The sequence below is a fragment of the Streptomyces sp. NPDC051822 genome (assembly GCF_044452745.1).
Lineage (GTDB): Bacteria > Actinomycetota > Actinomycetes > Streptomycetales > Streptomycetaceae > Streptomyces.
Genome location: NZ_JBITBZ010000001.1, coordinates 943,295 through 969,911, shown reverse-complemented (window position 1 = coordinate 969,911; position 26,617 = coordinate 943,295). Strand labels below are relative to the sequence as shown.

Annotated in this window: 18 protein-coding genes; 8 read left to right on the top strand and 10 right to left on the bottom strand. The window is 74.4% G+C overall.

The features are described from left to right. The first annotated feature begins 40 nt into the window (after positions 1-40). The 7 genes from ACIA8N_RS04360 to ACIA8N_RS04330 all read left to right on the top strand — a co-directional run bounded on the left by ACIA8N_RS04360 (position 41) and on the right by ACIA8N_RS04330 (position 8,980). On the top strand, positions 41-1,651 hold the full coding sequence (locus ACIA8N_RS04360; RefSeq protein WP_365778101.1) for a dynamin family protein: 1,611 nt from the start codon (positions 41-43) through the stop codon (positions 1,649-1,651). Between the two features lie 133 nt (positions 1,652-1,784). Continuing rightward, positions 1,785-3,554 carry a GTP-binding protein gene (locus ACIA8N_RS04355; RefSeq protein WP_365778204.1) on the top strand — a complete coding sequence of 590 codons (1,770 nt, stop codon included), beginning with the start codon at positions 1,785-1,787 and terminating at the stop codon, positions 3,552-3,554. 195 nt (positions 3,555-3,749) lie between these two features. Then, on the top strand, positions 3,750-4,250 hold the full coding sequence (locus ACIA8N_RS04350) for a single-stranded DNA-binding protein (RefSeq protein ID WP_365778103.1): 501 nt from the start codon (positions 3,750-3,752) through the stop codon (positions 4,248-4,250). 376 nt (positions 4,251-4,626) lie between these two features. Continuing rightward, positions 4,627-5,922: an LAETG motif-containing sortase-dependent surface protein gene (locus ACIA8N_RS04345; protein ID WP_365778105.1), complete on the top strand. Its 1,296-nt coding sequence runs from the start codon at positions 4,627-4,629 to the stop codon at positions 5,920-5,922. A 286-nt stretch (positions 5,923-6,208) separates the two neighbouring features. Beyond that, positions 6,209-7,873, top strand: a complete 1,665-nt coding sequence (ettA, locus tag ACIA8N_RS04340) for an energy-dependent translational throttle protein EttA (RefSeq protein ID WP_030219429.1) — start codon at positions 6,209-6,211, stop codon at positions 7,871-7,873. Positions 7,874-7,877: 4 nt separating this feature from the next. Further along, the gene (locus tag ACIA8N_RS04335) at positions 7,878-8,303 is read left to right on the top strand and encodes a thioesterase family protein (RefSeq protein ID WP_365778107.1); all 426 of its coding nucleotides are present in this window, start codon (positions 7,878-7,880) and stop codon (positions 8,301-8,303) included. Beyond that, positions 8,300-8,980, top strand: coding sequence for a hypothetical protein (locus ACIA8N_RS04330; protein WP_365778109.1), 681 nt, complete (start codon positions 8,300-8,302; stop codon positions 8,978-8,980). The genes ACIA8N_RS04335 and ACIA8N_RS04330 overlap by 4 nt, the downstream gene beginning before the upstream one ends. Positions 8,981-9,682: 702 nt before the next feature. On the opposite strand, the gene ACIA8N_RS04325 is transcribed toward ACIA8N_RS04330, so the two are convergent. The 7 genes from ACIA8N_RS04325 to ACIA8N_RS04295 all read right to left on the bottom strand — a co-directional run bounded on the left by ACIA8N_RS04325 (position 9,683) and on the right by ACIA8N_RS04295 (position 21,345). Beyond that, positions 9,683-10,675 carry an ABC transporter ATP-binding protein gene (locus ACIA8N_RS04325; protein ID WP_365778111.1) on the bottom strand — a complete coding sequence of 331 codons (993 nt, stop codon included), beginning with the start codon at positions 10,673-10,675 and terminating at the stop codon, positions 9,683-9,685. Next, positions 10,672-13,578 (bottom strand): FtsX-like permease family protein, encoded by a 2,907-nt coding sequence (locus ACIA8N_RS04320; RefSeq protein WP_365778113.1) that lies wholly within the window; start codon positions 13,576-13,578, stop codon positions 10,672-10,674. The genes ACIA8N_RS04325 and ACIA8N_RS04320 overlap by 4 nt, the downstream gene beginning before the upstream one ends. Before the next feature lie 227 nt (positions 13,579-13,805). Beyond that, positions 13,806-17,168 (bottom strand): ABC transporter permease, encoded by a 3,363-nt coding sequence (locus ACIA8N_RS04315; RefSeq protein ID WP_365778115.1) that lies wholly within the window; start codon positions 17,166-17,168, stop codon positions 13,806-13,808. 198 nt (positions 17,169-17,366) lie between these two features. Beyond that, the gene (locus tag ACIA8N_RS04310) at positions 17,367-19,703 is read right to left on the bottom strand and encodes a hypothetical protein (RefSeq protein WP_365778117.1); all 2,337 of its coding nucleotides are present in this window, start codon (positions 19,701-19,703) and stop codon (positions 17,367-17,369) included. Between the two features lie 104 nt (positions 19,704-19,807). Continuing rightward, the gene (locus tag ACIA8N_RS04305) at positions 19,808-20,431 is read right to left on the bottom strand and encodes an ABC transporter ATP-binding protein (RefSeq protein ID WP_365778119.1); all 624 of its coding nucleotides are present in this window, start codon (positions 20,429-20,431) and stop codon (positions 19,808-19,810) included. 62 nt (positions 20,432-20,493) lie between these two features. Next, positions 20,494-20,781: a hypothetical protein gene (locus ACIA8N_RS04300; protein WP_365778121.1), complete on the bottom strand. Its 288-nt coding sequence runs from the start codon at positions 20,779-20,781 to the stop codon at positions 20,494-20,496. 159 nt (positions 20,782-20,940) lie between these two features. Continuing rightward, on the bottom strand, positions 20,941-21,345 hold the full coding sequence (locus tag ACIA8N_RS04295) for a globin (protein ID WP_030219449.1): 405 nt from the start codon (positions 21,343-21,345) through the stop codon (positions 20,941-20,943). Between the two features lie 84 nt (positions 21,346-21,429). Between ACIA8N_RS04295 and ACIA8N_RS04290 the strand changes: the two genes are divergently transcribed. Next, a complete protein-coding gene (locus ACIA8N_RS04290; RefSeq protein ID WP_365778123.1) occupies positions 21,430-22,395 on the top strand; it encodes a methyltransferase domain-containing protein in 966 nt (321 codons plus the stop codon). Positions 22,396-22,404: 9 nt separating this feature from the next. On the opposite strand, the gene ACIA8N_RS04285 is transcribed toward ACIA8N_RS04290, so the two are convergent. The 3 genes from ACIA8N_RS04285 to ACIA8N_RS04275 are packed head-to-tail and all read right to left on the bottom strand — an operon-like array spanning position 22,405 to position 26,617. Beyond that, positions 22,405-23,790: an FHA domain-containing protein gene (locus ACIA8N_RS04285; protein WP_365778125.1), complete on the bottom strand. Its 1,386-nt coding sequence runs from the start codon at positions 23,788-23,790 to the stop codon at positions 22,405-22,407. 41 nt (positions 23,791-23,831) lie between these two features. After that, positions 23,832-25,169 (bottom strand): VWA domain-containing protein, encoded by a 1,338-nt coding sequence (locus ACIA8N_RS04280; protein WP_365778127.1) that lies wholly within the window; start codon positions 25,167-25,169, stop codon positions 23,832-23,834. Between the two features lie 59 nt (positions 25,170-25,228). Further along, entirely contained in the window at positions 25,229-26,617 is a 1,389-nt protein-coding gene (locus ACIA8N_RS04275; RefSeq protein ID WP_365778129.1) for a PP2C family serine/threonine-protein phosphatase, read from the bottom strand.

Here is a 26,617-nt window from a genome sequence, read left to right as displayed (position 1 = left end):
AAAACACTCATAAATTGGGCATTCTTCGCATGTGGTGACCTTGGACGAACGGCCTCAGCTGATCGACGCACTCTCCGCCCTGCGCGACCGTGTCGCCGCCGTGCGTCTCCCCCTGCCCCTCCCCGACACACCACGCGCCCGGCAGACCAGGGCCGAGCTGCTCGCCCAGCTCGACGACTACCTGGTGCCACGGCTGAAAGATCCCGACGCCCCGCTCCTCGCCGTCATCGGCGGCTCCACCGGAGCCGGCAAGTCCACGCTCGTCAACTCCCTGGTCGGGCGGCGCGTCAGCGAGTCGGGCGTGCTCCGCCCCACCACCCGGACGCCCGTGCTCGTCTGCCACCCCGAGGACCACCACTGGTTCGCCGGGATGCGGGTCCTCCCGCAGCTCACCCGCGTCTGGCTGCCCCAGGCCGACGAGGACCACCCCGCCGACGAGGCGACCCCCGAGGAGAACGCCCTGCGCGTCGAGACGGCCGCGTCCGTCCCCCGGGGCCTCGCCCTCCTCGACGCGCCCGACATCGACTCGCTCGTCGTCGAGAACCGGCTCCTCGCCGCCGAGTTGATCTGCGCCGCAGACATCTGGGTGATGGTCACCACCGCCTCCCGCTACGCCGATGCCGTGCCCTGGCATCTGCTCCGTACCGCCAAGGAGTACGACGCCACCCTCGTCACCGTCCTCGACCGCGTCCCCCACCAGGTCATCGGCGAGGTCTCCCGGCAGTTCGAGGCCCTGCTCGACAAGGCGGGCCTCGGCGACGTGCCCCGCTTCACCGTCCCCGAGCTGCCCGAATCCGCCGACGGCGGCAGCGGGCTGCTGCCCGACAGCGCCGTCGCCGCGCTCCGCGGCTGGCTCGCCCACCGCGCCGAGGACCCGGCCGCCCGGCAGCAGGCCGCCGTCCGGACCGCCACCGGCGTGATCGACTCCCTCGACGCCCGGCTCCCCGAGCTGGCCGCGGCGGTCGCCGCGCAGTACGCCGCCGCCGGCCGCCTCGGCGGCGCCGTCGAGACCGCCTACGGCGAGCAGGGCAAGCGGGTGCGCGAACAGCTCGGCCGCGGCGCCGTGCTCGCCGGGGACGCCCGCACGCGCTGGCGCGGCTACCCCCGCGACAGCACCGCCGACGAACTCCTCGACGCCCTCACCGAATCCCTCGCCGCCCTCCTCCACTGCGCGGTCTCCGCCGCCGAGGAACGCGTCCGCGACGCCTGGCGCCGCGAACCCGCCGCCGGCGCCCTCGGCCCCCTGCGGACCGGCGGCGACCGTGACACGGGCGAACGGATCGGCGTGGAGGCACGGCGCTGGCGCCGCGTACTCGAAGAGCTGGCGGAGGAGGAGGTAGGCGGGGTCGAGCGCCCCTCCACCTCCCGTACGGCCGCCCCCGAGGCCGACACCGTCGCCGCCCTCCTCGCCGCCGCCCTCCTCGGCGGCCGGCGCACCCGGGCCGCGGGCGAACGCCTCGCCGAACTCCTCGGCGCCCAGGCCGCCCTGCGCCTGCGCGACAAGGGCGGCGAACTGGTCCTCTCGTACGTCGACCGTGTCCTGCACGCCGAACGCGACCGGCGGGTCGCGCCCCTCGAAGCGCTCGACGTGACCCCCGAGCCGCAGGCGGAGCTCATCGCCGCGCTCTCCGTACTGCAGAAGGAGAAGTGACGTGGCGGATGGCCGCGACCGTGCCCTTGACCTCGACCCACAGAACCCCGAGCCATACAGCCCCGACCCGCACAACCCCGACCCACAGCACCCCGACCCACGGAACCGTGACCGCGAACGCTGGGACGACGGGCTGATCGCCCGGCGCGCGAGCGAGCGGGCGGCCGACGCCGTCGCGGTCGGCGGCGACACGCGCCCCGGCGGCGGCGACCAACCGGAGGAGGACACGCTGCCGCCCCTCGGCGGGAGTTACGGCGGCCCCCTCCGTACCCGCCTCGACGCGCTCCACGAACTCGTCGGACTCTCCCGTACGCGGGTCGAGAGCGAGGCCCTCGCCGAAGCCGGGCGCGTGCTCGACGAGGCCGCCGCCCGGCAGCGGCTCTCCTCCCGGCACACCGTGGTCGCCATCGCCGGCGCCACCGGCAGCGGCAAGTCCACGCTCTTCAACGCCCTCGCCGGCGTCCCCGTGTCCGAGACCGGCCTGCGCCGCCCCACCACCTCCGCGCCCATCGCGCTCAGCTGGTCCGAGGGCGCCGCCGGGCTGCTCGACCGGCTCGCCGTCCCCAGCCGGCTGCGCCGCAAGCCCCTCGCGGGGGGCGCCGCCGACACCGAACTCCAGGGGCTCGTCCTCATCGACCTGCCCGACCACGACTCCGCGGTCACCGCCCACCGCGACCAGGTCGACCGGGTCCTCGGGCTCGTGGACGCCGTCATCTGGGTCGTCGACCCGGAGAAGTACGCGGACGCCGCCCTCCACGAGCGCTACCTCCGGCCCCTCGCCGGGCACGCCGAGGTCACCTTCGTCGTCCTCAACCAGATCGACCGGCTCGGCACCGACGCGGCCGACCTCGTCCTCGACGACCTGCGCCGCCTCCTCGACGAGGACGGCATGGCCCTCGGCGAACACGGCGAACCCGGCGCCACCGTCCTCTCCGTCTCCGCGCTGACCGGCGAGGGCGTACCCGAACTGCGCGAGATGGTCGCCGCGTTCGTCCAGGAACGCACCGCCCCCGAACGTCGGCTCGCCGCCGACGTGGACGCCGCCGCGGCCCGGCTGCGCCCCGCCTACCTCGCCGACGGAAGACCCGGCCTCGACGAACGCGCCAGGGACGCCTTCACGGACCGGCTCGCGGCCGCCGTCGGCGCCCAGGCCGCGGGCGAGGCCGCCGAGCGGGTCTGGCGCCGGGGCGCCATCCGCGCCTGCGGCACCCCCTGGCTCCGGCTCTACCGCTGGTACGAGCGGCTGCGCGCCCACGGCTCCACCGACCCGCGCCTGAGCTTGCCCGTCGAGGAGGAACTGACGGCGCGACAGCGCGTGGAGCAGGCGGTACGGGCCGTCGCCGACGAGGCCTCGCGCGGGCTCCCGGCACCGTGGGCACAGGCGGTGCGCGAGGCGGCGACCCGTGGGGCGGAGGGGCTGCCCGAGGCGCTGGACGAGCTGACGGTCTCCATCGGCGACCCGGCGGCCCGCCCGCCGCGGCCCGCCTGGTGGCCCGCCGCCGTCCTCGCACAGGTGGTGATGACGTTTCTGCAGATCTTCGGCGCGGTGTGGCTGGTGGGGCAGATCGTCGGCGTCGTGGAGCCGGGACTGCTGCCACCGGTCCTCGTGATGCTCGGCGGGATCGTCGGCGGACCGCTCGTCGAATGGGCCTGCGAGGGAGCGGTGAAGGGCCCGGCGCGCCGGTACGGACAGGAGGCCGAACGGCGCCTGCGGGAGGCGGCGGCGGCCTGCGGCAGGGCCAGGGTGCTCGACCCGGTGGCGGCGGAACTGGTGCGCTACCGGGAGGTGCGCGAGCAGTACGCGACGGTGGCGGGTTCGCGCGCCTCGGCACGGATCGTCGGCGGACTCCGCTCCGGTACGAGCCGGCTGGGCGCGACCCGGGCGGGGGTACGGGGGAGGTAGCAGCGCGGCACCTCGAAATCCCGCGGTATCCCCTACTCCCTCTGGTCACTCCCTCCGGTTGACCCTTCCGGGTGGGGGAGTTGTCCACATCCGTTCCGCCGTCCACAGGCCCCGGCGGGATCTTCCGGAGGGTCCGACGATGGGTGTCGACAGGACAAGGACAGCGAAGTGAACGCAGGGTGGGGGACGGGGACCATGAACGAGACGACCGTGACGCTCGTCGGCAACGTGGCGACGGCGGTGGAGTACCGGGACACGGCGACGGGCGGGGTGGCCCGGTTCCGCTTCGCCGTGACCGCGCGCCGCTGGGACCGCGAGCGGGGACTCTGGACCGACGGGCACACCAGCTTCTACACGGTGTCGGCCTGGCGTTCGCTCGGCGCCAACCTCGCGGCCTCGGTGTCCGTCGGGGAACCCCTCGTCGTGCACGGCCGCCTGAGGGTGCGTGAGGACGAGCGCGACGGGCAGCGGAAGACCTTCGTGGACGTGGCCGCGCTGGCCGTGGGACACGATCTGAGCCGGGGGACGGCGGCGTTCAGGCGGGCGGCGCGGCCGGAGCAGAGGGCGGAGCCGGAGCAGGTGCGGGAAGGGGTACGGGAGGGGGCGGCGCTCGGTCCCGCACCCGGGGACGATCCGTGGACGGAGGCGGCGGCGGCCGCCGCGACCGAGGCGACTCGTTTGGTAACCGTCCCCTGACCTTGTGTTGTGGAGATTTGTCGACCAACTCGCCCTGAGTGATAACGATTCCGAGTCGGAATGGTTATCTGACCGGAAGGCAGGGCACCGGGGGGTTCCGCTTCCCTAGGATTCGCGAGTACTCATGTGGCACGTGAGCCCATCGGGTCTGTGAATTCTGCTGGCGTGCGCTCCCCCCACGCGGATCGACCAAGTTCGCGGAGCGGCTCGCCCGGAGGGGAATGCAATGTTTTCATTTCGTGGGCGAGGCGCTGCCCGCCTTGCCGCCGCGACCCTGGTCTCCGGCCTTGTCGCGGCCGGATCGATAGCGACCGCTGTTCCGGCCTTCGCCGATGACGCGCCGGGAACCGGTGGCGTCACGGCGAAGCTCGGCAGTATGACCGACGCCGGCGCCGTCCAGATCACCGAGAAGAGCGGCAAGTCGTGGCAGCTCGACGGTGGTCTTTTCAAGATGGAGGTCGAGGGCGGGGGAACCCTCTTCACCTACTGCATCGACCTCCGCACCGAGGCGATCCATGACTTCGACTACAAGGAAGTCGGCTGGGAGGAGTCCTCCCTGCACAACAACGAGAACGCGGGCAAGATCCTCTGGATCCTGGAGAACGCCTACCCGAAGCTCTCCGCCGACGCCCTCGGCGGCAAGCTGGGCGTCGACCTCGACAAGAAGGAGGCCGCGGCCGGCACCCAGGCCGCGATCTGGACCCTCTCCGACGACGTCAAGGCGACGCCGAAGGAAGAGGACGCCAAGAAGCTCACCGAGTACCTGCTCGAGAAGGCCGTCCAGCTCGACGAGCCGAAGGCCTCCCTGAGCGTCTCCCCGTCCTCCGTCGCGGGCAAGGCCGGCGGGAAGATCGGCCCGGTCACCGTCGACACCAACGCCGAGACCGCCAAGGTCTCGGTCGCCCCGGGCGCCCCGGCGGGCGTCACGCTCGTCGGCAAGGACGGCAAGCCCGTCACCGAGGTCCCGAAGGGCTCGACCGAGGTCTTCTTCGACGTCCCCGCCGGCACCGCCGACGGTGGCGCCGAGCTGACCGCCGAGGCCACCACCAAGGTCTCCCTCGGCCGCGCCTTCGTCTCCATCGACGGCCCCTCGCAGACCCTGATCCTGGCCGGCTCCAGCGAGTCCACGGTCAACGCCAAGGCCTCCGCGACCTGGGCGAAGACGGGCGCCGTCCCGGCCGTCACGGTCGCGAAGGACTGCGCCAAGGGCGGCCTCGAGGTCATCGCCTCCAACGAGGGTGACGAGGCCTGGACCTTCGACCTGAAGGGCACCTCGCACACGGTCGCCCCGGGCGAGCGCAAGACCATCCCGGTCCCGCTCTCCGAGGACGAGGCGTACAAGTTCACGATCACCGGCCCGAACGGCTTCGAGGAGACCTTCGAGGGCGTCCTGGACTGCAAGACGGCCACCCCCGGCCCGAAGCCGTCCGAGACCCCCACCACGGAGCCCTCGACCGAGCCCACCCCGTCGACCTCTCCGTCGACGTCCACCGGCACCACCGGTGACACCACGGGCGGCACCGGCACGACCGGCACCACCGGTGGCGGCGACCTCGCCGAGACCGGCAGCTCCAACGCCACCCCGATGATCGCGGGCATCGCCGCCGCGCTCGTCCTGGTCGGCGGTGGCGCGGTGTTCTTCCTCCGCAAGAAGAAGACCGCAGGCAACTGACGCGGGTTCCCGGTGCCGGCCCCGTCGGCACCGGGACGGAACCCGGTCCCATGGAGTGATCTGCGTCACATCCGCATCGCTCCGTGAACATCGCACGGCCCCGGACCGCACATCGCGCCCGGGGCCGTCGCACGTCCGGGCCCTGCCCCCGCCCCGAACGCCGCCGCGAACCCCCGGGCGTCCCCCTCGGAAACCCCGGCTCCCGCCTTACCGGTTTCCGCCTGAGGGTGGCGGTCAGGCAAGATGGGGTGTATCTGCCCACTCACTCCTAGCCGGACGGTTTCTCTTGGCTGAGTACATCTACACGATGCGCAAGACGCGCAAGGCGCACGGCGACAAGGTCATCCTCGATGACGTGACGCTGAGCTTCCTGCCGGGTGCGAAGATCGGTGTGGTCGGCCCGAACGGTGCCGGTAAGTCCACCGTTCTGAAGATCATGGCGGGCCTCGAGCAGCCGTCCAACGGTGACGCCTTCCTGTCGCCCGGCTACAGCGTCGGCATCCTCATGCAGGAGCCGAAGCTGGACGAGGCCAAGACGGTCCTGGAGAACGTCCAGGACGGCGCCGCCGAGATCATGGGGAAGCTCAAGCGCTTCAACGAGGTCGCCGAGCTCATGGCGACCGACTACTCGGACGCGCTGATGGACGAGATGGGCAAGCTCCAGGAGGACCTGGACCACGCCAACGCCTGGGACCTCGACGCGCAGCTCGAGCAGGCCATGGACGCCCTGGGCTGCCCGCCCGGCGACTGGCCGGTCACCAACCTCTCCGGTGGCGAGAAGCGCCGCGTCGCGCTCTGCAAGCTGCTGATCGAGGCGCCGGACCTGCTCCTCCTCGACGAGCCCACCAACCACCTGGACGCCGAGTCGGTGAACTGGCTGGAGCAGCACCTCTCGAAGTACGCGGGCGCCGTCGTCGCCGTCACGCACGACCGGTACTTCCTGAACAACGTCGCCGAGTGGATCCTCGAGCTCGACCGCGGCCGCGCGATCCCCTACGAGGGCAACTACTCCACGTACCTGGAGAAGAAGGCCACCCGCCTCAAGGTCGAGGGCCGCAAGGACGAGAAGCGCGCCAAGCGCCTCAAGGAAGAGCTGGAGTGGGTCCGCTCCAACGCCAAGGGCCGGCAGACCAAGTCCAAGGCGCGCCTCGCCCGCTACGAGGAGATGGCGGCCGAGGCCGACAAGATGCGGAAGCTGGACTTCGAGGAGATCCAGATCCCGCCGGGCCCGCGTCTGGGCTCCATCGTCGTCGAGGTCAACAACCTCTCCAAGGCGTTCGGTGACAAGGTCCTCGTCGACGACCTGTCCTTCACCCTGCCCCGCAACGGCATCGTCGGCATCATCGGCCCGAACGGCGCCGGCAAGACCACGCTGTTCAAGATGATCCAGGGCCTGGAGGCCCCGGACTCCGGCGAGGTCAAGATCGGCGAGACGGTCAAGATCAGCTACGTCGACCAGACCCGCGCCAACATCGACCCCAAGAAGACCCTCTGGGCCGTCGTGTCGGACGAGCTGGACTACATCAACGTCGGCCAGGTCGAGATGCCGTCGCGCGCGTACGTCAGCGCCTTCGGCTTCAAGGGTCCGGACCAGCAGAAGCCCGCCGGCGTCCTCTCCGGCGGTGAGCGCAACCGCCTGAACCTGGCGCTCACGCTCAAGGAGGGCGGCAACCTGCTGCTCCTCGACGAGCCGACCAACGACCTCGACGTCGAGACCCTGTCGTCGCTCGAGAACGCGCTCCTGGAGTTCCCCGGTGCGGCCGTGGTCATCTCCCACGACCGCTGGTTCCTGGACCGGGTCGCGACGCACATCCTCGCGTACGAGGGTGAGTCGAAGTGGTACTGGTTCGAGGGCAACTTCGAGTCGTACGAGAAGAACAAGATCGAGCGCCTCGGCCCCGACGCGGCCCGTCCGCACCGCGCCACGTACAAGAAGCTGACCCGAGGCTGAGTCAGTGACCAGGCACATCTACAGCTGTCCCCTGCGCTGGTCGGACATGGACGCCTTCGGGCACGTCAACAACGTCGTCTTCCTGCGGTACCTGGAAGAGGCGCGGATCGACTTCATGTTCCGGCTGGCGCCGGGGGACGGTTCCCCCTCGTTCTCCGGCGGGTCCGTCGTGGCCCGGCACGAGGTCGACTACCTGCGGCCGCTGGTCCACCGGCACGAGCCGGTGACCATCGAGTCCTGGGTCACGAAGATAGGCGCGGCGTCCCTGACGATCGCCTACGAGATCAAGGACCCCGACGTCACGTACGTACGGGCGGCCACGGTCGTCGTGCCCTTCGACCTGCAGGCGCAGCGCCCCCGGCGGATCACCGCCGAGGAGCGCAGCTTCCTGGAGGAGTACGTGGACGACGGGATGACCGTCACCGCATGACCGTGCTCGCTCCACTGCACTTCGCCGACGCCAGGGAGGCGGCGGCCCTCGCCGCCTTCCTGGGCCGGCTGGTCCACTACGACCGCGCCGCCGCCGTCCGCCTTCAGGCGGCCGGCGGAACGCTGGCCGTCTTCGGCCGGCCGCCGTCCTTCGAAGTGCTCGCGATCCGTACGGCCCGACTCGTCGACGCCGTCGGGCTCGACGTCACCGTCTCCGCCGGTGAGCTCCTCGAAGGCATCGAGGAGTCGGCGGGCAAGGCGGTCGTCCCGGACTCCGTCACCGGACCGCCCTGGACCGGGGTGCTCCCGCCGCGCGCCGGCTGGGCGCCGGTCGCCGGGCTGCCGGGTGCCGCGGAGATGCGGGCCGCGGTCGCCGCGGCCGTCGCCGAGTTCCGCGCGCGGGACGAGGAGCTGCCCGAGGAGCGGCGCACCAGGGCCGAGCGTGACCGCATCGGCCACGAGATCTGGTCCCGGACCCTCGGATCCACCGGACTCCCGCTCCGGGCCGTGCACGCCGCCCAGTCGCTGGGCTTCCTGCCGCCCACGCGGGAGGAGTCGCCGGTCGCGGAGTCGCCGGTCGCGCTGTTCGCCTCGGGACCGTGGCTGCGGCTGCGCACCCCGTACGGCTCGATCGCGCTGCGCACCGTATCGCTGTCGCTGGCCGTCTCCCCCCGCTGACGGCTGTCTCCGGCGCCCCGTGCGGCCCCTCGGCGCGGGTGCCGGGCGGCTCTCCCGCCGGCCGACGTGCCTCGCTCCCGCCGTCGCGGCGGTCAGCGTGAGCACGGCCAGGAACGCCGGGAGCCACGGCGAATTCGAGCCCTCTAGGGCCGGATCCACCCGCCGCCGCGGATCGTAGGCCACCCGGACCGTCGCGCCGTCCGGGGCGATCCGGCGGTCCTCCGCGAGGGCCGACGGGTAGCCGCCCGGGCAGCGCAGGGTGTGGTGGTAGAGCGTCGTGTCGAGGCCGCCGTCGACGATCGCCTCGTGGTGCTCCCCTGTGACCTTCACGACGACGCACGCGGCGACCTCCCCGCGCGCGGCCGCCTGGTCCACCGCGGCCGCCGTCAGGAGCATCCCGCCGGCCAGCGCGAGCGCGCCGAAGAAGCCGAGGTTCCCGGTGACGAGGACGAAGTACGTCACCCCCGCGACGGCGATGGCCGTCCCGCCGACCGAGACCGCGACCGTGGTGGACGGTGCCGTGTCGCCCCCGAAGCACCAGGCCGCCCAGAGGGCCAGCGCGACCGCGCCGACGGCCGGCAGGAACATGGCCGGCCGGGCCCGCCGTGCCTTCCTCGACGAGCTCGACGAGCTCGATCCGTTCGACGAGCTCGATGCGTTCGATGACATGGACACCCCCAGAGGGGGACGCCGGGTGCCCCGTCAGCGTTCCACGTCGTCCGGCCAGATCCCGATGTGGTCCTGCTCCAGTTCCAGGGCCACCCGGTGCTCCATGCCGAGGGCCTGCGTGTACTCCGCGGGCAGCTGGAGTCGGCCCGCGCGGTCGAGCATCGCGTACTCCCGCGCCACCAGCGACTCCTGGCCCTGCTCGTCGACCTCCGTGCGGCGCAGTACCTCCGAGGAGGTGCGGCCGTCGCGGATGGCGACCGTGCGGCGCACCTCGGAGGCGACAGCCTGGTCATGGGTGACGATCACGATCGTCGTGCCCAGTTCGTCGTTGGCGCGGCGGAAGGCCGCGAAGACCTGCTCGCCGGTGGCCGAGTCCAGCTCGCCCGTCGGCTCGTCGGCGAGGAGCACGGCCGGGTTGTTGGCCAGGGCGACCGCGATGGCCACCCGCTGCTGCTGGCCGCCGGAGAGCTGGTGCGGGCGCCGGTCGCGGGCGTCGGCGACGTCCAGCAGGGCGAGCAGTTCCTCGGCCCGTTCCGCCTTCCGCTTCGAGCGGCCCCGGAGCTGCATGGGGAGCGCCACGTTCTGCGCCGCCGTCAGGTAGGGGAGGAGATTGCGGGCGGTCTGCTGCCAGACGAAGCCGACGGTCTCGCGCCGGTAGCGCAGCCGCGCCTTGGCGTCCATCGCGACCAGGTCGCATCCGGCGACCCTGGCCGCTCCGGCGGTCGGCACGTCCAGGCCCGCGAGGACGTTCATGAGCGTCGACTTGCCGGAGCCGGAGGCGCCGACCAGGGCCATCAGCTCGCCCTCCTTCACCAGCAGGTCGAGCCCCTGGAGGGCCTGCACCTCCACCCCGTCCGTGCTGAAGATCCGGACCAGCCGGTCGCAGGCGATGAGCGCGTCATGACCGTACGAGGGGCGGTCGCGGCGCGCGGTCGCCCGCCGCTCCAGCTCCTCCAGGGTCGTGGCGCCGCCGGAAGCCGCACCCGTCCCTGCTTCGGTTCCCGTCCCGGTCCCGGCCTTCGTCATCGTGCGTCTCCCGCCCTGAGTTCCTTGATCGAGCCCTTGCGCCCCGCCCACCAGGCCTGTCCTGCCGCAGCCGCCCCGGTCAGGAGCACGACCGCGAGCGCGGGCACCGCCAGCGACCACGGGTCCGCCCGCAGCGGCGCGGTGACCGGCGGGGCCGCCCCCGGCGCCATCGCGAACGCGAGCCGGAACAGGTCGATGCCCGGGGCGAGCAGCGGGACCGTCGCCCAGCCGACCAGCGTGCCGCCGAGCGCCGCCAGGACCGCCTGCGGTACCGCTTCGAGCCCGAGCAGCCGCCGTCCCTGCTTCCGGGTCAGGCCCATCGTCCGCAGCCGCGCGAGGAGCACGGTCCGCTCGGGCGCGCTCTGCATGAGGGAGAGAAGGACCGCCACCACGGCGAATCCGGCGCCCGCGCCGATCGCGCCCAGGTAGATCCGCTCGGCGCCCGACTGGATCGGCGAGTCGACGAAGCCGGCCCGTTCCTCGGTCCGCATCGACACCAGAAGGGCGTCGGACCTCGCCTTCACCGTGGCCCGCAGCGCGGCCCCGTCCCGCGGCCCCGTGACGAGCAGCGTCGTGGGCGCAGGGCGCGTGAGGTCGGCGGTGTTGACGAGGAGGAAGTCGGTGTCGGGCATGGCCGGGGTCGCCGGCCGGACCGCGACCACCTTCACCCGGAACACCCCGGCGGCCGACACGATCTCCTGCGGCGCGTCGCCGAGCCGTTCGGCGACCGAGGGGGAGGCGACGGCGGGCAGCACCCGCTGCCTGTCGGCCGCCGTGTCCGGGCCGCCCTTCCCCGTGGACGCGAGCAGCCCCGCCGGGAACGCGCCGGTACCGGTCCGGCCCGCGAGCCGGGTGTACGAGTCCGGCTCGACGCCCACGAGCAGCGTGGTCATCGGCTCGTCCGCGGCCTGGACGGACGGCAGCGACACCCCGTACTCGATCTGCACGGGCGCCAGGTCCCGTACCCCCGCCGTACCGCGTACCGATGCGGTGAGACCGGCCGGCAACGGCGTCCACGCCACCGAGCCGTCGATCCGGGCGTCCGCGCCGATCGCCAGGAGAGCGGCCCGGTCACGGGCCTCGGCGACCCCCGCGAGCACCGAGCCGCCGAAGGCCGCCGTGGTCAGCGCGAGGACGAGGGCGAGCAGCGGGAGCGTGCCGGCGGCGGAGGAGCGTCCGGCGCGGGCCAGGGCCAGCGGGCCGACCGCCCCGCGCAGCCGGCGCACCGGCCGGCCCAGCCACCGCAGCGGCAGGGGGTAGATCCGCACGAGGAGCGTGGCGGCGATCAGGCCGACGAGTACCGGGGCGGCGCTCACCAGGAAGTCGGCCGAGTCGCCGGTGCCGCGCAGCCGCAGCGAGGAGACCGCGCCCGCGGCGAGGACGAGCAGGGTGAGTTCGACGACCGTACGGCGCGCGGAGGGACGCGCGGTGACCAGGTCGTCGCGCCCGCCGTGCAGGCGCGGGCGCCGGTGGCGTACGACCGCCCGCAGCGGCAGGACCAGCAGGGCGAGCAGGGCGACGGCGGAGGCGGCGAGCAGGGAGGGGAGCAGCGGGATGGCCGCGGCCCCGGCGGTGGCCCCCGCGGCTTCGGCGGTGGACCCCAGGGCCTCGGCTGCTGCGCCGGCGGCCTCGGCTGCGGCCCCGGCCGAGCCGGTGGCCGGCGCGTCGGCCACCGGCGCCCGTACGGTCGTCACCGCGAGCCAGAGGGCGAGCGCCGTCGCCGGCAGGACGACCGCGGAGGTCTCGCCGAGCAGCCGCAGACCGATGCCGGTGAGCGAGGCGCCGCGCGAGCGGATCAGGGCCAGCTCGCCGTCCCTGCGGGTGACGAAGAGGCCGCCGGTCATGGCGAGGACGACCGCCGCGACCGCGCCGATCCCGAAGACGGCGACGGCGACGACCGGATTGATCGCGTCGCGCGTCGCCCGGTACGAGTCGACGATCGTGTCGAGTTCGGTGGTGAGGGCGCCGGTGGGCCCCACGACCTTCCGCATCCTGACGAGATCGGGTCCGGCGGCCGCCGAGTCGAGCGCGGCGGCGAGCCTGTCGGTGTCGCGGCCCGTGAGATGGCCGTACGTGGGCATGAGGCGGACGAAGACCTCCGGTTCGCCGGTGGTGGCGAGCAGACCGGGCGCCGAGGCGGGGGAGACGAGCAGGGCCGCCTGCCAGTAGTACTTGACTTCGAGCCCCACCTGCCGGGAGGCGAACGCCGGGGTGTGGAGCAGCGGCTCGACGGCCCAGTACGGGCTCGCGGGCTCGCGGGGCTCCACGATTCCGGTGATCGTGAAGCTGATCGGCTCCGCGATGCCCCGGCTCGGTACGTGCACGACGGAGCCGGGCTTCAGCCGCAGCGACGCGGCGGTCTTCGCGGTCACCACCGCCTCCGGCGCGCGGGCCGTGCCCGCGGGGAGACGGCCCTTCCGCAGCGTCGCGTGCCGGGTCAGGTCGGACGGCGCGGAGAGCACGAACTCGGGCTGGAGGCCGTCCGGCCGGGGCAGCCACGGGTCGAGCCCGTTGACCCGCTTGACCGTGCGGACGCCCTGGACGGACTGTTCCGGATCGGTGCGCAGCGGCTCGGGCACCAGGGCCCGTACCTTGTCGCGCTGTTCCCGGAGGACGGCGGGCGCCAGGCGCGCCTCGCGTTCGGCGGGGTCGAGCTCCAGTCCGGGCGGGGAGGCGGTCAGTTCGAGGACGCTGTTCCGGGCGGCGGCGGTCCGGATGTCGTGCCGCAGGCTCTCGGTCTCGTACGCGTCCACGGCACGCGGCAGCGCGGCGGCGAGGTACGCGGTGACCAGGACGAGGAGGGCGAGGAAGACGGCGGTCCAGGGCGCGGTCCGCAGCCGGGTCCGCACCCAGGGCGCGGCGGCGCGGGCGGGCTTCTCGGACCGGGGCCGGGGCCGTGGCATGTCGGGGGCCTTTCTGCGTACGGCGGGCACGGCGGCGGGTATGGCTTGCACGGCGGGTGCGGCGGGTGCGGCGGGTGCGGCTGGTGTGGCCGGTGCTGCGGACACGGCAGGCACGGCAGGCCCGTCGGATGCGGCCGGTGCTGTGGGCACGGCGGGGGCGCTCGGCTCGGCGGGAGGCGGCTCCCCGTCCACGCCGGTCACCTCGGGGTTCTCGTCCGCCGCCGGCATCAGTGGTCCCCCTGGTGCCGTAGCGTCACGACCGGGTCGGCGGGGCGGAGGGCGATCACCGCGACGATGGCGAGCGGCAGCGCGGCGACGCCTGCGAGCAGCAGCGTCACCTGACCGAGGGGCAGTTCGACCAGGACCGGGGGGACGGGCCGGGCGGCCTGGCCGGTCAGGACGACGAGCGGCACGACGGCGCGGGCGAGCAGGGCGCCGAGTCCGGCGCCGACGAGCAGGCCGATGCCGATGAGCAGCCCCTGTTCGGCGGCGATCAGCCGGGCGAGGCGGCGGCGTGGCGTGCCGAGCGCCCGCAGCACCCCGAACTCGGCGGACCGTTCCCGCATCGCGGCGGCCGAGCCGACCGCGAAGCCGACGGCGGCGAGCGCCGCGGCCGCGGCGGCGACCCCCATCAGGGCGGCGTTGGGGCCCGCGCCGAGCGGGTCGCCGAGCAGCTCGGCGGCGATCTCGTCGCGTACGAGGATCTGCGCGGGGTCCGCGTCGGGCCGTGCACGCAGGGCCGCGGCGACCTCGTCCGTCCGGCCGGGTTCGACGGCCAGCCACCATTCGTTGGGCGGCACGGTCGAGACGGTGTCCGTGTCCGCAGACAGGAAGCGGTTGACGGACGCCAGGTCGAGAAGGATCGTTCCGCCGTCGTCGGGGGTCGCGGCGGAGCCGGTCGACGGGACCGTCCGGGCGCCGGGGCCGGTGGTGGGGAGTTCGTCGACGACCTGGTCGACGACGGCCCTGACGCGAGCGCCGCCGACGGAGACCTCGACCGGTTCGCCCGGCTCGGCGCCGGCCGCCGCCATGAAGGCCGCGGTGGCCACGGCCGGCACCCGCCCGGGTGCCTTCGGGCCCGGCGCGGCGGTCCGCAGGGTGAACTCCTCGGTGTCCCAGAAGAACTCCCCGCGGGGCGTGCCGGTGAGCGCGAACGAGAAGGCGTACGGGGCGGGCCGGCCCCCGGCGCCCGCGGTGCCGGGGATACCGGGCGTGGGCTTGCCGCCCGTGGGCGTGCCGTACTTGGTCTGCCCGAAGGAGTGCGTCCAGCGGGCGAGGACCCGGCCGGCGGCGTGGACCCGCTCACCGCCGTCGGCGCTGACGACGCCGAACCGTTCGACGTGGAGGGTCTGCGTACGGTTCTCGCCGTCGTCGATGCGGCCCGTGAGCTCCAGGCCGGTGAGGGTGAGGAGCCCGGCGGAGCCGCGGCTGCCCCCGGCGCCGGGGGCGGAGGCCAGGGCGCCGAGGTCGAGGGTCAGCCGGTGCGTCCGGCCGTCGTCGGGCAGCTGCCCCAGGACCTGCCGGTACGGGACGCTGCTCGGGTCCTCCAGGACGGCCGTGACCTGGGCGGCGCCGGTGGGTGCGGCGAGCCGCAGGTCGACGGTGAGGCCGCGGGTCCCGGCGGGCAGCGGGAGGCCCGCGCGGCTGGTGGCCGGAGGGACGAGCGGGGCGAGCAGGGAGCGGACGGGAACGCCGGCGAGGTCGGGGCGCAGCAGCAGGCCGGCGGCGGCGTCGCGGGTGTCCATGACGAGGACGGCCGCGTTCTTCCCTGACACGTCCGTGCTGGTGCGGAACGCCGGGGCCACCGCGCGGACACCGGGTACGGCGGCCAGCTGCGCGGTGTCCGTGGGGCCGCCGGGACCGGCGCCGAGGACGCGGACGGCCGCGCCGGCGCGGAAGTCGGCCTGGTCGCGCTGCGAACGTTCCCACGAGCCGCTCTGCCCGATGGCCAGCATGCCCATCGCCATGGCGAGGACGAGGAGGAGGACGGGGCCGGCCCCGCGCAGCGGCCGGCGGCTGAACTGCCAGCCGGCGAGCGCGGCGGACAGCCCGCGTCCGCCCGCCGCGCGCCGCTCGGCGAGCCTGGCGGCGGGCGGCAGCAGGCGCAGCGTCAGGACGGTGCCGGCGAGCAGCGCGAGGGCGGGCGCCACGACGAGCACGGGGTCGACGGAGCCGCCGCCGGACCCGTCCGCGCCCAGGGTGCCGCCCGTCGCGGAGGGACGTCGCAACTGCCAGTACGCGACGGCGGCGACGGCGAGCAGACCGAGGTCGGCCCCGGCCCGTACGGGACCGGGCAGCGCCGCCGAGCGGGCCTTGCGCAGCGGGACGACGGAGCCGTCCCCCGCGGCGAGCGCGGGCGCGACGACGGCCGCCGCGCAGCACAGGGCCACGGCGGCGGCGACCAGCCACACCTGGAGCGACGGCGTCGTGTCGAGCCGGACGCCGAGGGAGGAGAACGCGGAACGCTCGGCGAAGAGCCGGGTCAGCGGTCCCGAGAGGAGCGGGGCGGCGAGCGCGGCGGGCAGGGCGAGCAGCAGAGCCTCGGTGGCGGCGAGACCGGCGATCCGGCGCCGCGAGCCGCCGCGGGCCCGCAGCAGCGTGGTCTCGGCGGCGCGTTCTGTGCTGAGCAGCCGGGCGACGAGCAGCAGCGCGTACGCGGCGAGGAGCACCAGCTGGACGGCGACGATCAGGAGGGTGGAGCGGGAGACGAGCAGGGCCCGCTGGGTCTGTTCGAGGACGGTCGGGAGCGCGGTGGACGCGGCGACCGTCGTACCGAACCGGTCGGTGGCCCCGACCAGCGCCTTCGGGCCCTCGGTCGCCGTGGCGCGCAGGGTGTCGATGCGGTCGGTGGTGACGCCGGTGAAGTCGGCGGAGCCCAGCCAGGACGTGTCGCCGCGGCTCAGCGCTCCCGAGGTCATGACGGCCGGGTCGACGAGCAGCGGCCCGTACGTCGTGAACGCGACGGTCCGCACCCCGCGGCCGCCGGCGGGATCCAGCCGCCAGTACAGGTCATGGGTGTCGACGGGCCGGTAGACGCCGGTGATCCGGATCGTGACCCGCCGCCGGTCGTCGAGCCGGTCGCCCAGGTCGAGCACCGTCCCGGGGCCTGCCCGCAGTCGCCGCGCCGCCTCTTCGGGCAGCGCCGTCTCGACCACACCGGCGGTCCGGGTGGCCGAGGGCCAGGCGCCCCGGACGAGGGCGAGCCGCGAGCGGTCGAGCGCGGCGAGGTGGGTGAGGTCGGGGTCGCCCTCGCGGGCGGCGGGCGGCTTGAGACTCCGGGGCAGCGCGTACGGCCCCGAGCGTTCGAGCCGCCGCACGGTCACCGGCAGCCCGTCGAAGGTCCGCCGCATCCCCTCCCGGACGGCTTCCTCGGCTCCGGCCCGCCGGTCCGCGGGCACCTGCCCGCTCACGTGCAGCGAGGCGGCGGCCGCGGACCGGCCGCGCAGTCCGGCCTGGAGCGCCGCGTCCCCGACGGCCCCGGAGAACGAGGCGAGGGTGGCGAGCACCGAGGTGGTCAGGAGCACGGCGAGCAGCGCCGCGACGAGAAGCAGCCGGTGCGCCCTGACACGCAGGAATACGAACCCCGTCACTCATCCCCCTGAACCCTGAATCCCCTTGACCGGCCTCGCGCGCTTCGACGCCGCCGGAAGTCGGATGCTTTCAGAATGCACGGGTCGTCGGTAACCGCTTACGGACCGACCTTGATGCGATCGTGACCGTTATTCGGCGCTCCCTCTCCGAAATATGTCCGGCCAGGGAGGGCGGTCGTGTTCTCGGCCGTGCCGTCGTCAGTCGCCGTGGGGGACCCAGCGATGGGTGAACCGGGCCGCAAGCCATCCACCGGCCGCCGTCGCGACCGCGCAGACGGCGGAGGCGAGGACCAGACCGCCCACCAGGAGCCCGAGCGGGGAGTCTCCCGAAGGGGCGAGGAAACCGAGGTTGAACGCCGCGAGCAGCCCCGCGAAGAGTGTGGCGAGCACCAGTGCGGAGAGGGTCGGCACGCCCATGCCCCACCAGGCGACCCGCAGGTGGAACCGTACGCCCGAGGTGTATCCGGCCAGCGGACGCAGGGTTTCGGCCCGGTCCAGGAAGGCGTGCAGCAGGCCCGCCGCCCCCGTCAGGGCCAGGAAGGCGAAACCCGTCAGCGCCACCAGGAGCACCCAGTCGGCGATCCGGGCCCGCGCCGAGGCGCCGACGGTGAACTCGGTGCCGGGGACGCTGACATGCGGCAGCGGGAGGGCGGCGTACGCGGCCCGCTCGACCCGGGCGGCGCCGTCCGGTCCTTCGGTCAGGACGACGAAGCTGCCACCGCCCTCGCGCAGTTCGGCGGGTCCGGTCGCCGCCCGCACCCGCACGTCACCGAAGCTCATCCAGCGCAGGGCCTCCGTGCGGGCGGTGCGTCCTTCGTACGCCTCCGGGACCGGCACCGCGCGGTCCCGGGGGCACGCCCGCAGCGCGCCGAGGGCGGCGAGCGCCCGGCAGTCACCGACGAGGACGGGCTGCCCGGGAGGCGGTTCCGCGGCGGACCCCTCGTCCGCGCCTCCGGGGTTGGGGCCGGTGCCGGGGGCCGGGTCGGGGCCCGGACCGGTGCCGGGGTCGGCGTCAGGACCGTGATCCGGTTCCGAGATCCGCAGCACCAGGTCCCCCGGGCCCAGTCCCGCCAGGAACAGGGTCGCCTCCGCGGGGGTGGAGGCGCCGTCGACCTGGTGCAGACGGCCGTCGAGGCGTCCGGCCAGCGCACCCGCGCGACGGGCCTCGGACGACAGTTCGGTGACGCTCACCTGCACCTGGGCGAGCAGCCCGAGCAGCACCGCGAGCGCCGCGCAGGTGCGGGCGACGACACCGGGGTGCGCGGCGGCCCAGCGGTTCCCGATCAACCGGGCCGCGTCGCCCCGGTGATGCCCGGCCAGGCGTACGGAGAGCCGCGCGGCGGCCCGGCCGAGGAGCGGCGGCAGCCCCGCGAGCGCGACCAGGGAGCCGAGCGTGAAGATCCGTACCCCGACGGCGTCCCCGATCATCGCGCCCCACAGCGCGGCCAGGGTGCCGACCCCGCACAGCGCGCCCGGCCAGGCGGGCGGCCGGTCCCCCTCCCGCCGCGGGCGACTGCCCGTGGCGCGACGGATCCGCAGGTGGAGCGCGGCGAAGACCAGACAGAGCAGGGCCCAGAGGACGAGGAGCGAGAGGGGGAAGGCCCAGCGCAGCGGGGCGAGGTCGCGGGCGGCGATCCCGTACCCCGTGAGGGGGAGCCGGAGTCCGGTGAAGGCGAGGACGGTGAGCGGGACTCCGGCGACGGCCGTCCCCAGCGCCAGCGGGCGCAGGCATTCGCCCGCGGCGATGCGGCCGCGTACGGAAGGACCCGCGCCGATCGCGTGCAGGACGGCGAGCCGCCGGTCCCTGCCCCGCGCGCCGAGACGGGCGGCGACGACGAGGAGGACCAGGGCGGGCAGGCCGAGGAAGGGCACGAGGAGCCAGTGGAAGTCGGCCTCGGCGCGGTCGAAGCCCTGGCTGATGAAGGGCGGGGCGGACCCTGTGGACCCGCCGAAGCCTCTGATCCCGCGGAAGGGGGCGCCGGCCGCCAGCTTGGTGCCGGCTTCAGGGGCCCGGTAGACGAGGAGTTCGCCGGGGTCGGCGAGGCCGTCGGGTCCGATCGTGCCGGCGAGCCGGCCGTAGCGGGTGGCGGCCTCCGGCATCACGGCGAGGAGGGCGGGCGCGACGTAGGTCTCGCTCGGCGCGGGCCAGCGGGGAAGGCCGGGCGGCGGCGGTGCGGAAGCGCCTGCGGACCGTACCGTCACGACGGAGAAGCCGTGGTCGCCCCAGGTGTCCGGCTGTTCCCACCACCAGGCGACGGGCGGGGTTCCCGGGGCCGCGGTGAGCGGCATCCGCGCGGCGATCCGGTCCTCCCGGGCGCCGTACACGGAGTGGGTGGCCTCGGCGCCCCAGAGCAGCAGCGCCGCGGCGACGGCCGCGAGGGCCAGGCACAGGGACTGTACGGCGACCCGAGGATCCCGCCCACCGCCCGCGCCCCGCCGCCCGATGGCCAGCAACTGCGCGGTGGCACCACGCCGCGCCCGGCCTTCCGCCCGCCGAGCGCGGAACTCCGTCACGGGCGCTCCGGACTCCGTCACGGGCGCTCCGGAGCCCGTCACGGGCGTTCCGGACTCCGTCCCAGGCGCTCCGGACTCCGTCTCCAGCTCTTGCGCGCCCGGCTCCGTGCGCCCGGGGGTGCGCCTCACACGTCCGCCGATTCGCTCAGCCGGCCCCCGCGCAGGACGAGCCGGCGGTCGGCCCAGTGTGCGACCGAGGGGTTGTGCGTGACGGTGAGGAGCGTGGTGCCGTACCGGCGCGGCAGTTCGTACAGGAGGGCGCAGACATCGTCGGTGGCGTGCTCGTCGAGCGCGCCGGTCGGCTCGTCCGCGAGGATCAGCGGCGGGCGGGTGGAGAGCGCCCGGGCGACCGCGACCCGCTGCCGCTCCCCGCCGGACAGCACACCGGCGGGGGAGTCGGCCACCTCGGCCACTCCCAGCTCGGCGAGGAGCTGCTCGGCCGTGGCGTACGCGGTCCGGCGCCCGGTCCCACCTATGAGCAGCGGCAGCGCCGCGTTCTCCACGGCGCTCAGCTCGGGCAGCAGCTCGCCGAACTGGTACACGAACCCGATCGTCCGCAGCCGCCAGGCCGCCGCCTTCCCCGCCCTCAGCGCCCCGACGTCGGTCCCGCACACCCGGACGCTCCCCGCCGTCGCCGGAAGCAGCCCGGCGAGACAGGCGAGCAGCGTGGACTTCCCGCTGCCGCTCGGCCCCATGACGGCCAGGGACTCGCCGCTCCGCGCGGTCAGAACGACGTCCCGCAGGAGCACGCGCCCACCGACCGCACAACTGAGACCCCGGACATCCAGGGCGGGGGAGGAGCCCATCGGGATCAGTAGTGCTCCTTCCAACCCGAGCAGGGGTCAGGGGCGAAGGGGATGTTCTCGCAGACGTTGATGCGGTAGACGGAGGAGGTGCCGGAACCCGTCGACTCGCAGTAGCCGGCGCTCTCCTCCACCCGGCCGGACGCCCCCGACAGACGCGTGTACTCGGCGTACACGTTGAATCCGTCGACCTCGCGGTCGCAGACCCCGACGTACTTGTGGTCGCTTCCGATGTAGCCGAAGTCGTCGCCCTGGTAGGCGTAGAAGGTGCTGCCTTCGGCAAGGAAGAGGGGCATCCGCCGTATGCGGATGCCCGTTCGATGTGTTGCGTCCGTGAACCTATGGGGCGCCTGGGGGAGCCACCCCCTCCTTGCCCGTGGTTGGCCGGATATCCCGGCCTGTCGGCGTGAATCGCATGGCGTGCGGATCACCGGCGACGGGAGGAAGAGGGGGCGTCAGCCGGCCGTGTTCACCATCGAGGCCGCCGCGTAGGTCAGGTAGCGCCAGAGTTCCGCCTCGTGCTCCGGGGCCAGGGACAGGTCGTCCAGGGCCGTGCGCATGTGGCGGAGCCAGGCGTCGTGGGCCGCCTGGTCCACGGTGAACGGGGCGTGGCGCATACGGAGGCGGGGGTGGCCGCGGTGGTCGCTGTACGTGCGGGGGCCGCCCCAGTACTGCATCAGGAAGAGGGCGAGGCGCTCCTCCGCGGGGCCGAGGTCCTCCTCGGGGTACATCGGGCGCAGCAGCGGGTCCTCCGCGACTCCTTCGTAGAAGCGGCGGACCAGGCGGCGGAAGGTCTCCTCGCCGCCGACCTGCTCGTAGAAGGTCTGCTCCTGCACTGTTTCCCCGGGAATCTCGTTCACCGTTCCATCGTCTCAGATGACCCGCCCGGGACCTGAGGCCCAGGACCGCTCGCCGGGCTCCCGGGGCGGCGGGACAGTGGAGGCATGAGTGAGTGGCGGGACGAGTTCGCCGAGGCCGGCGCACGGGCGCGACGGGCACTCGTGCGGGAGGTCGTGCGCGAGGTCGAGGCGGACGGCGAGACGGTCGATGCCGCCTGGCGGGACGCCTTCGCCGAGGTCCCGCGCCATCTCTTCGTCCCGTACTACTACGTCCCCGGGGCCGGCGGCTACGAGCGGCTCTGGTGCGGCGACCCGGAGCGCGAGCGGCGGGGACGGTGGCTGAGCGGGGCGTACGAGGACACCGCGCTCGCCACCCGGGTACGCGACGGGGAACTGCTCTCCTCCGCCAGCCAGCCCTCCCTGATGGCGCTGATGCTCCAGGCCCTGGACGTACGCGACGGGGACGACGTCCTGGAGATCGGCGCCGGGACCGGCTACCACGCGGCGCTGCTGTGCCACCGCCTCGGCGAGGAGCACGTCACCACCGTCGACCTGGACGACGAGATCGTCGAGTCCGCCCGCGCCCATCTGGCCGCCGCCGGGTACCGCCCGACGGTGATCGTCGGCGACGGCGCCCGCGGCTGCGCCGAGCGGGCCCCCTACGACCGGATCGTCGCGACCTGTGCCGTGCCCTCGGTGCCGCACCCCTGGCTCGCCCAGTGCCGGCCCTGTGCCCTCGTCCTCGCCCCGCTCTCCACCGGGCTGCTCCTGCTGCGGGTGCGCGACGCGACGCACGCGGAAGGACGGTTCCTGGCGACGTCGGCGTACTTCGTGGCGCTCCGGGGCGCCGCGGGGCGCGCCCCGTACTCCGAAGCGGCCGGGGACGAGGGCTTCCGCTTCCTGTGGGGACTGGTCGGCGGGACCCTCGACAGACGCGAAGCGCTCTCGCTCTGGCTGCGCGAGCGGCGGCCGGAGCGGGAGCGCTTCGGGGTGACGGTCAGCGGCGACCGCCAGTGGTCCTGGCTCGACGACCCCGGAGGGCCGTACGCCTGGCCCCTGCCGGACGCGTGAGCGCGCGGATCAGCCCAGGCGGATCGTGATCGTCGTCCAGGCGCCGACGTGCACCCGGTCGCCGTCCTGGAGCTGGACGGGGACGTAGGGCTGGATCGGCTCCTCGCCGCCGTTGACCGTGGTGCCGTTGGTGGAGTTCTGGTCCACCACCGCCCACGAGCCGTCCGGCTGCTGCACGAGCACCGCGTGCTGGTGCGAGACGCCCGGGTCCTCCGGCGGCACCGACAGGTCGATGTCGGGGGACTCGCCGGTGGAGTGCCGGCGACGGCCGATGGAGATCTGGTTACCCTGGAGCGGCAGGTGCTTGGCCGGCGAGTAGGCGGGCAGGTTGAGACCCGTCGCCTCCGGGCCGCTGCGCTGCATCATCGCCATGAAGTAGTCGCGGTCGGGTCCGATGACCGCGGTCCAGGACAGGGGGCGGTGCGGCTGCTGGAACTGCTGCGGGGGTTGCTGCTGCTGTCCCTGGTGCGGCTGCCCCTGGTGCGGGGGCTGCTGCTGTCCCTGGTGCTGCGGCGGGCCCTGAGGGGGCTGGTGCTGCGGAGGCCCCTGGTGCTGCGGGGGCGCCTGCGGCGCCTGGTGCTGCTGCGGCGGGGGTGCCTGGTGCTGCTGAGGGCCCTGGTGCTGCGACGGCGGGGACAGGACCCAGTCGTCGTCCGCGCGCGGCTGCGGCGGCGCGGGCGGCGCCGGGGCCTGGGCGGGGGCCTGGAGGTACGCGGGCGGGGCCGGCGGCTGTTGCTGCTGCGCCTGCGGGCGCTGCGGCGGGGCCTGGTGGTGCGTGGGATCGCCACCGAGCGGCTCTGCAGGGCGGTTCACCTGCGAGGGCCGCGAACCCTGGTACCCGAACGGGTCCTGCGGCTGCGGCTGCGGCTGCTGGTGCTGCGGCGGCTGCTGCGCGGGCGGCGGCGAGGACTGGAATCCCGGCGGCAGGTTCAGGCCGGGCGGCGGGCCGGGCTGCTGCTGCGGCGGCGGGGCCGGGGCGTTCTGCGGGGCCAGCGGCGTGTACGAGGTCGCCGTGTTCGTGAGGAAGTTCCAGCGGCACTCCTCGCAGAACGGCGCCATGTACTCCCGCGGGGTGCGGCACTGCGGGCAGAGCTCCGCCTGCGCCGTCGCGTTCGGGTCGCCACCGGGGCCGAAGCCACCGGGAGCGGGCGGCGCACCGTGACCACCCGGGCCGGCGTGACCGCCGGGCGCACCGGGGCCGCCGGGCGCACCCGGTGGCGGGCCCGCCGGGGGCTGGCCGGGGCCGCCGGGGCCGGGGTATCCGTACGCGGGAGGCGGCGGCGGGGGAGGCGGCGGTACGGCACCCGCCGGCGCACCCGCCCCGGCCATGCGATGGCCGCAGACCTCGCACCAGTCGTCGGAGACCGACTGGTGTCCGTTCGGGCAGGTCGGCATGTCGGTGCTTCCCCCTCTCGTCGTCCGGCCCGGTGGCCGGGCTACCTCTTGACGCGAACGGTCTTGGTGGAGCGGGTTTCGAGTGTCATCTCGTCCGCTTCCGCGACCTTCGCCTTCAAACGCACAGTACCGGTCGCCGCATCGACGACGTCGACCACCTTCGAAAGCAGTTTCGCCGTATCCGCGTTCCCCGAGGCCGCCGCGAGCTGCACGGCGCGGCCCAGTTTGGCCGTCGCGCCGTCGTGATCACCCGATTTGCGGGCATCCAGACCCTGTTGGATGACGTCCGCCAGCTCCGCCTGCCCCGTGTAGTGCGCGACCTGCGGGTTGATCGACGTGGACATCGCCAGGTCGTCCGTCCACACCGCCCGTACCAGTCCCTGGGACAGCGGACGCGGCTCGCCGCCCGCCGGGTCCGGGGCGATGAGGGAGACCCGGGCGGCGAGCATCTCCTGCCCGATCGCGGCCCGCGGGACCCGCACGCTCACGTGGTAGTCGCGGGACTCGTCGCCCCACGAGCCCGTCGGATAGTCCCCGGCCCGCGGTCCGGCCTCGGTGCGCCGCGCGGTCAGGTCCTCGACCGTCGGCGCGACCTGCTTCACGAAGGAGATCTCCACCCCGACCGGTGTCCACAGGCGCAGCGCGACGTCCGCGACGCCCTTGTCCATCGCGTGTTCCATCATCGCCGTGAAGTCGGCGGCGAGGCCGGACGGGTCGGCGACGATGTCGGCGGTGCCGAGGAGTGCCGAGGCGATCCCGGTGACCTCCTTGACCTCCCAGTCGGTGCCCACCCCGCGCGCGTCACAGGTGAAGCGGCCCGCGCAGGCGTCGAGCGCGGCCCGCAGCTCCTCCGGCGACTCGTGCTCGTTGCGGCCGTCGGTGAGCAGGATGCCGTGCCGGATGGTGAGGTCGGCGGAGGCGAGCAGCCGGTCCGCGAGCCGCAGCCAGGTGCCGATCGCCGTGCCGCCGCCCGCGCTCAGCCGGCGCAGCGACTCCTTGGCCTCGGCACGGGTCCTGGCGTCGGCGACGGCGAGGCCGCCGTTGCCCGGGTAGACCTCCTTCGCCAGGTGCGTACCGGCGACGACGGCGAAGGACGTGCCGTCGCGCAGGGTGTCCACCGCGGCGGCGGTCGCCTCACGGGCGCCGCGCATCTTGGTCGAGGGGTAGTCCATCGAGCCGGAGCAGTCGACCATGATCACGACACCGGCGGTGCCGACGCCCCCGCCCGCCGGACCGAACAGCCGCTGTCCGCTCGTGCCGCCCCCGGTCGACGTGACCGTGACGATCGCGCTGACGTCCCGGCCGCCCTCGGGCAGGAACTCGTTCTGGTAGACGTCCACCGAGAACTGCGGCACGGTCGACTTGGAGAAGTTCGCCATCTGTTACTGCTCCTCGGGCAACAACTTCGAACGGTGAAGGGACGGGGATCGGCGACCGCTCAGGCGGATCCTGCCCCTTGGGAAGCGACGGTGAACGGCACGAGGGCGACCGTGATGTTGTCGTGGCCCCCGCCGTCCAGGGCGTGGCCGACGAGCACCTGCGCCCCGTGGAGCGGGCGCTCCGCCGCATCGGCCGGGACGACCCTGGCCATGTCGTCAGCGCCCTCCGCGTAGTTCCACAGGCCGTCCGTGCACACCACCACCACGCCGGACCGGTCCGGCTTGAACGCCGCCGTGTGCGGCTCCAGTTCGTACGAGTCGGCGCCCAGCCAGCCGGTGATCGCGTGGGCGCGCTCGTCGGCGTACGCCTCCGCCTCGTTCATCAGGCCCGCCGCGACCATCTGCGCCGCCCACGAGTCGTCCTCGGTGAGCCGGACCGGCGCGGTGGTGCGGTCGTCCGGCACCCAGTAGGCGCGGCTGTCGCCGACCCAGCCCACGACGAGCAGTCCGTCGGCGACGACGGAGCCCACGATGGTGCAGGCCGGGGCGTTGCGGTGGCGGTGCGGATCGTGCTCCGCGCCGTCCTGGCCCGGCTCCTCCGCGAGGGAGTTGACGGCCTCGGCGGCGGCCACGATCGCCTCGTGCATCGCCTGCTGCGGGTGGGTGCCCCGGGGCAGCGCCGCGAGCAGCGAGGCACCGGCCGCCTCGGCGGCGGCGGCGGAGGCCTCGTCGGGACGGGTCGCCGAGGACACGCCGTCACAGACGATCGCGACGGTGGCGGGGGAGCCGTCGGGGAGCGTGGTCGCGTACACGGCGAACGCGTCCTCGTTGCGGTGGTGGCGCAGCCCCCGGTCGCTGACGGCGGCGACGCCGCCGAACTCCCGCTCCATGTGGTCCCGTTCACGGGGCTGCGCGTGCCCGCAGTTCTCGCAGTAGCCGTCGGTGTCCACCCGCCCGGCCCGGCAGGCCACGCAAACGGCGGCGGTGGTGGTGGTGGTGGTGGCCGAAGCAGCGGGGACAGCGGGAGGCGAGGCCGGTGCGGGGGCTGGTGCCGAGGCCGGTGCAGGGGCCGCCCGTACCGCCGTACGCGGGTCCGGCGGGGGCAGTTCGAAGTCCCCGCTGCCCGCCGTGGTGTTCCCTCCCGGCGGCAGCGGCTCGTCCGTGCGGACCGGCATCGTGGGCAGGTCACGGCCGCCGGAGTCGGTGCCCGGCAGGTCACCCGGGTGCTGCGTCATGGTGGACAGCGAACCGGGCTCCCGGGGCGGGGCGTCCGGCCAGGCCACGGGGGTGCCGATCGCCACGGTCGGCCGGTCGGGACCGGCCTCGGCGGCCGGCAAGGCCGTGAGGTCGTGACCACACGCCCCGCAGAACCGGTCACCCGACTCCAGAGGCTCCGCGCAGTCCGGGCAGACCACGAGTCCGTGCGACGGCTTCGGCTTCTGGGACAT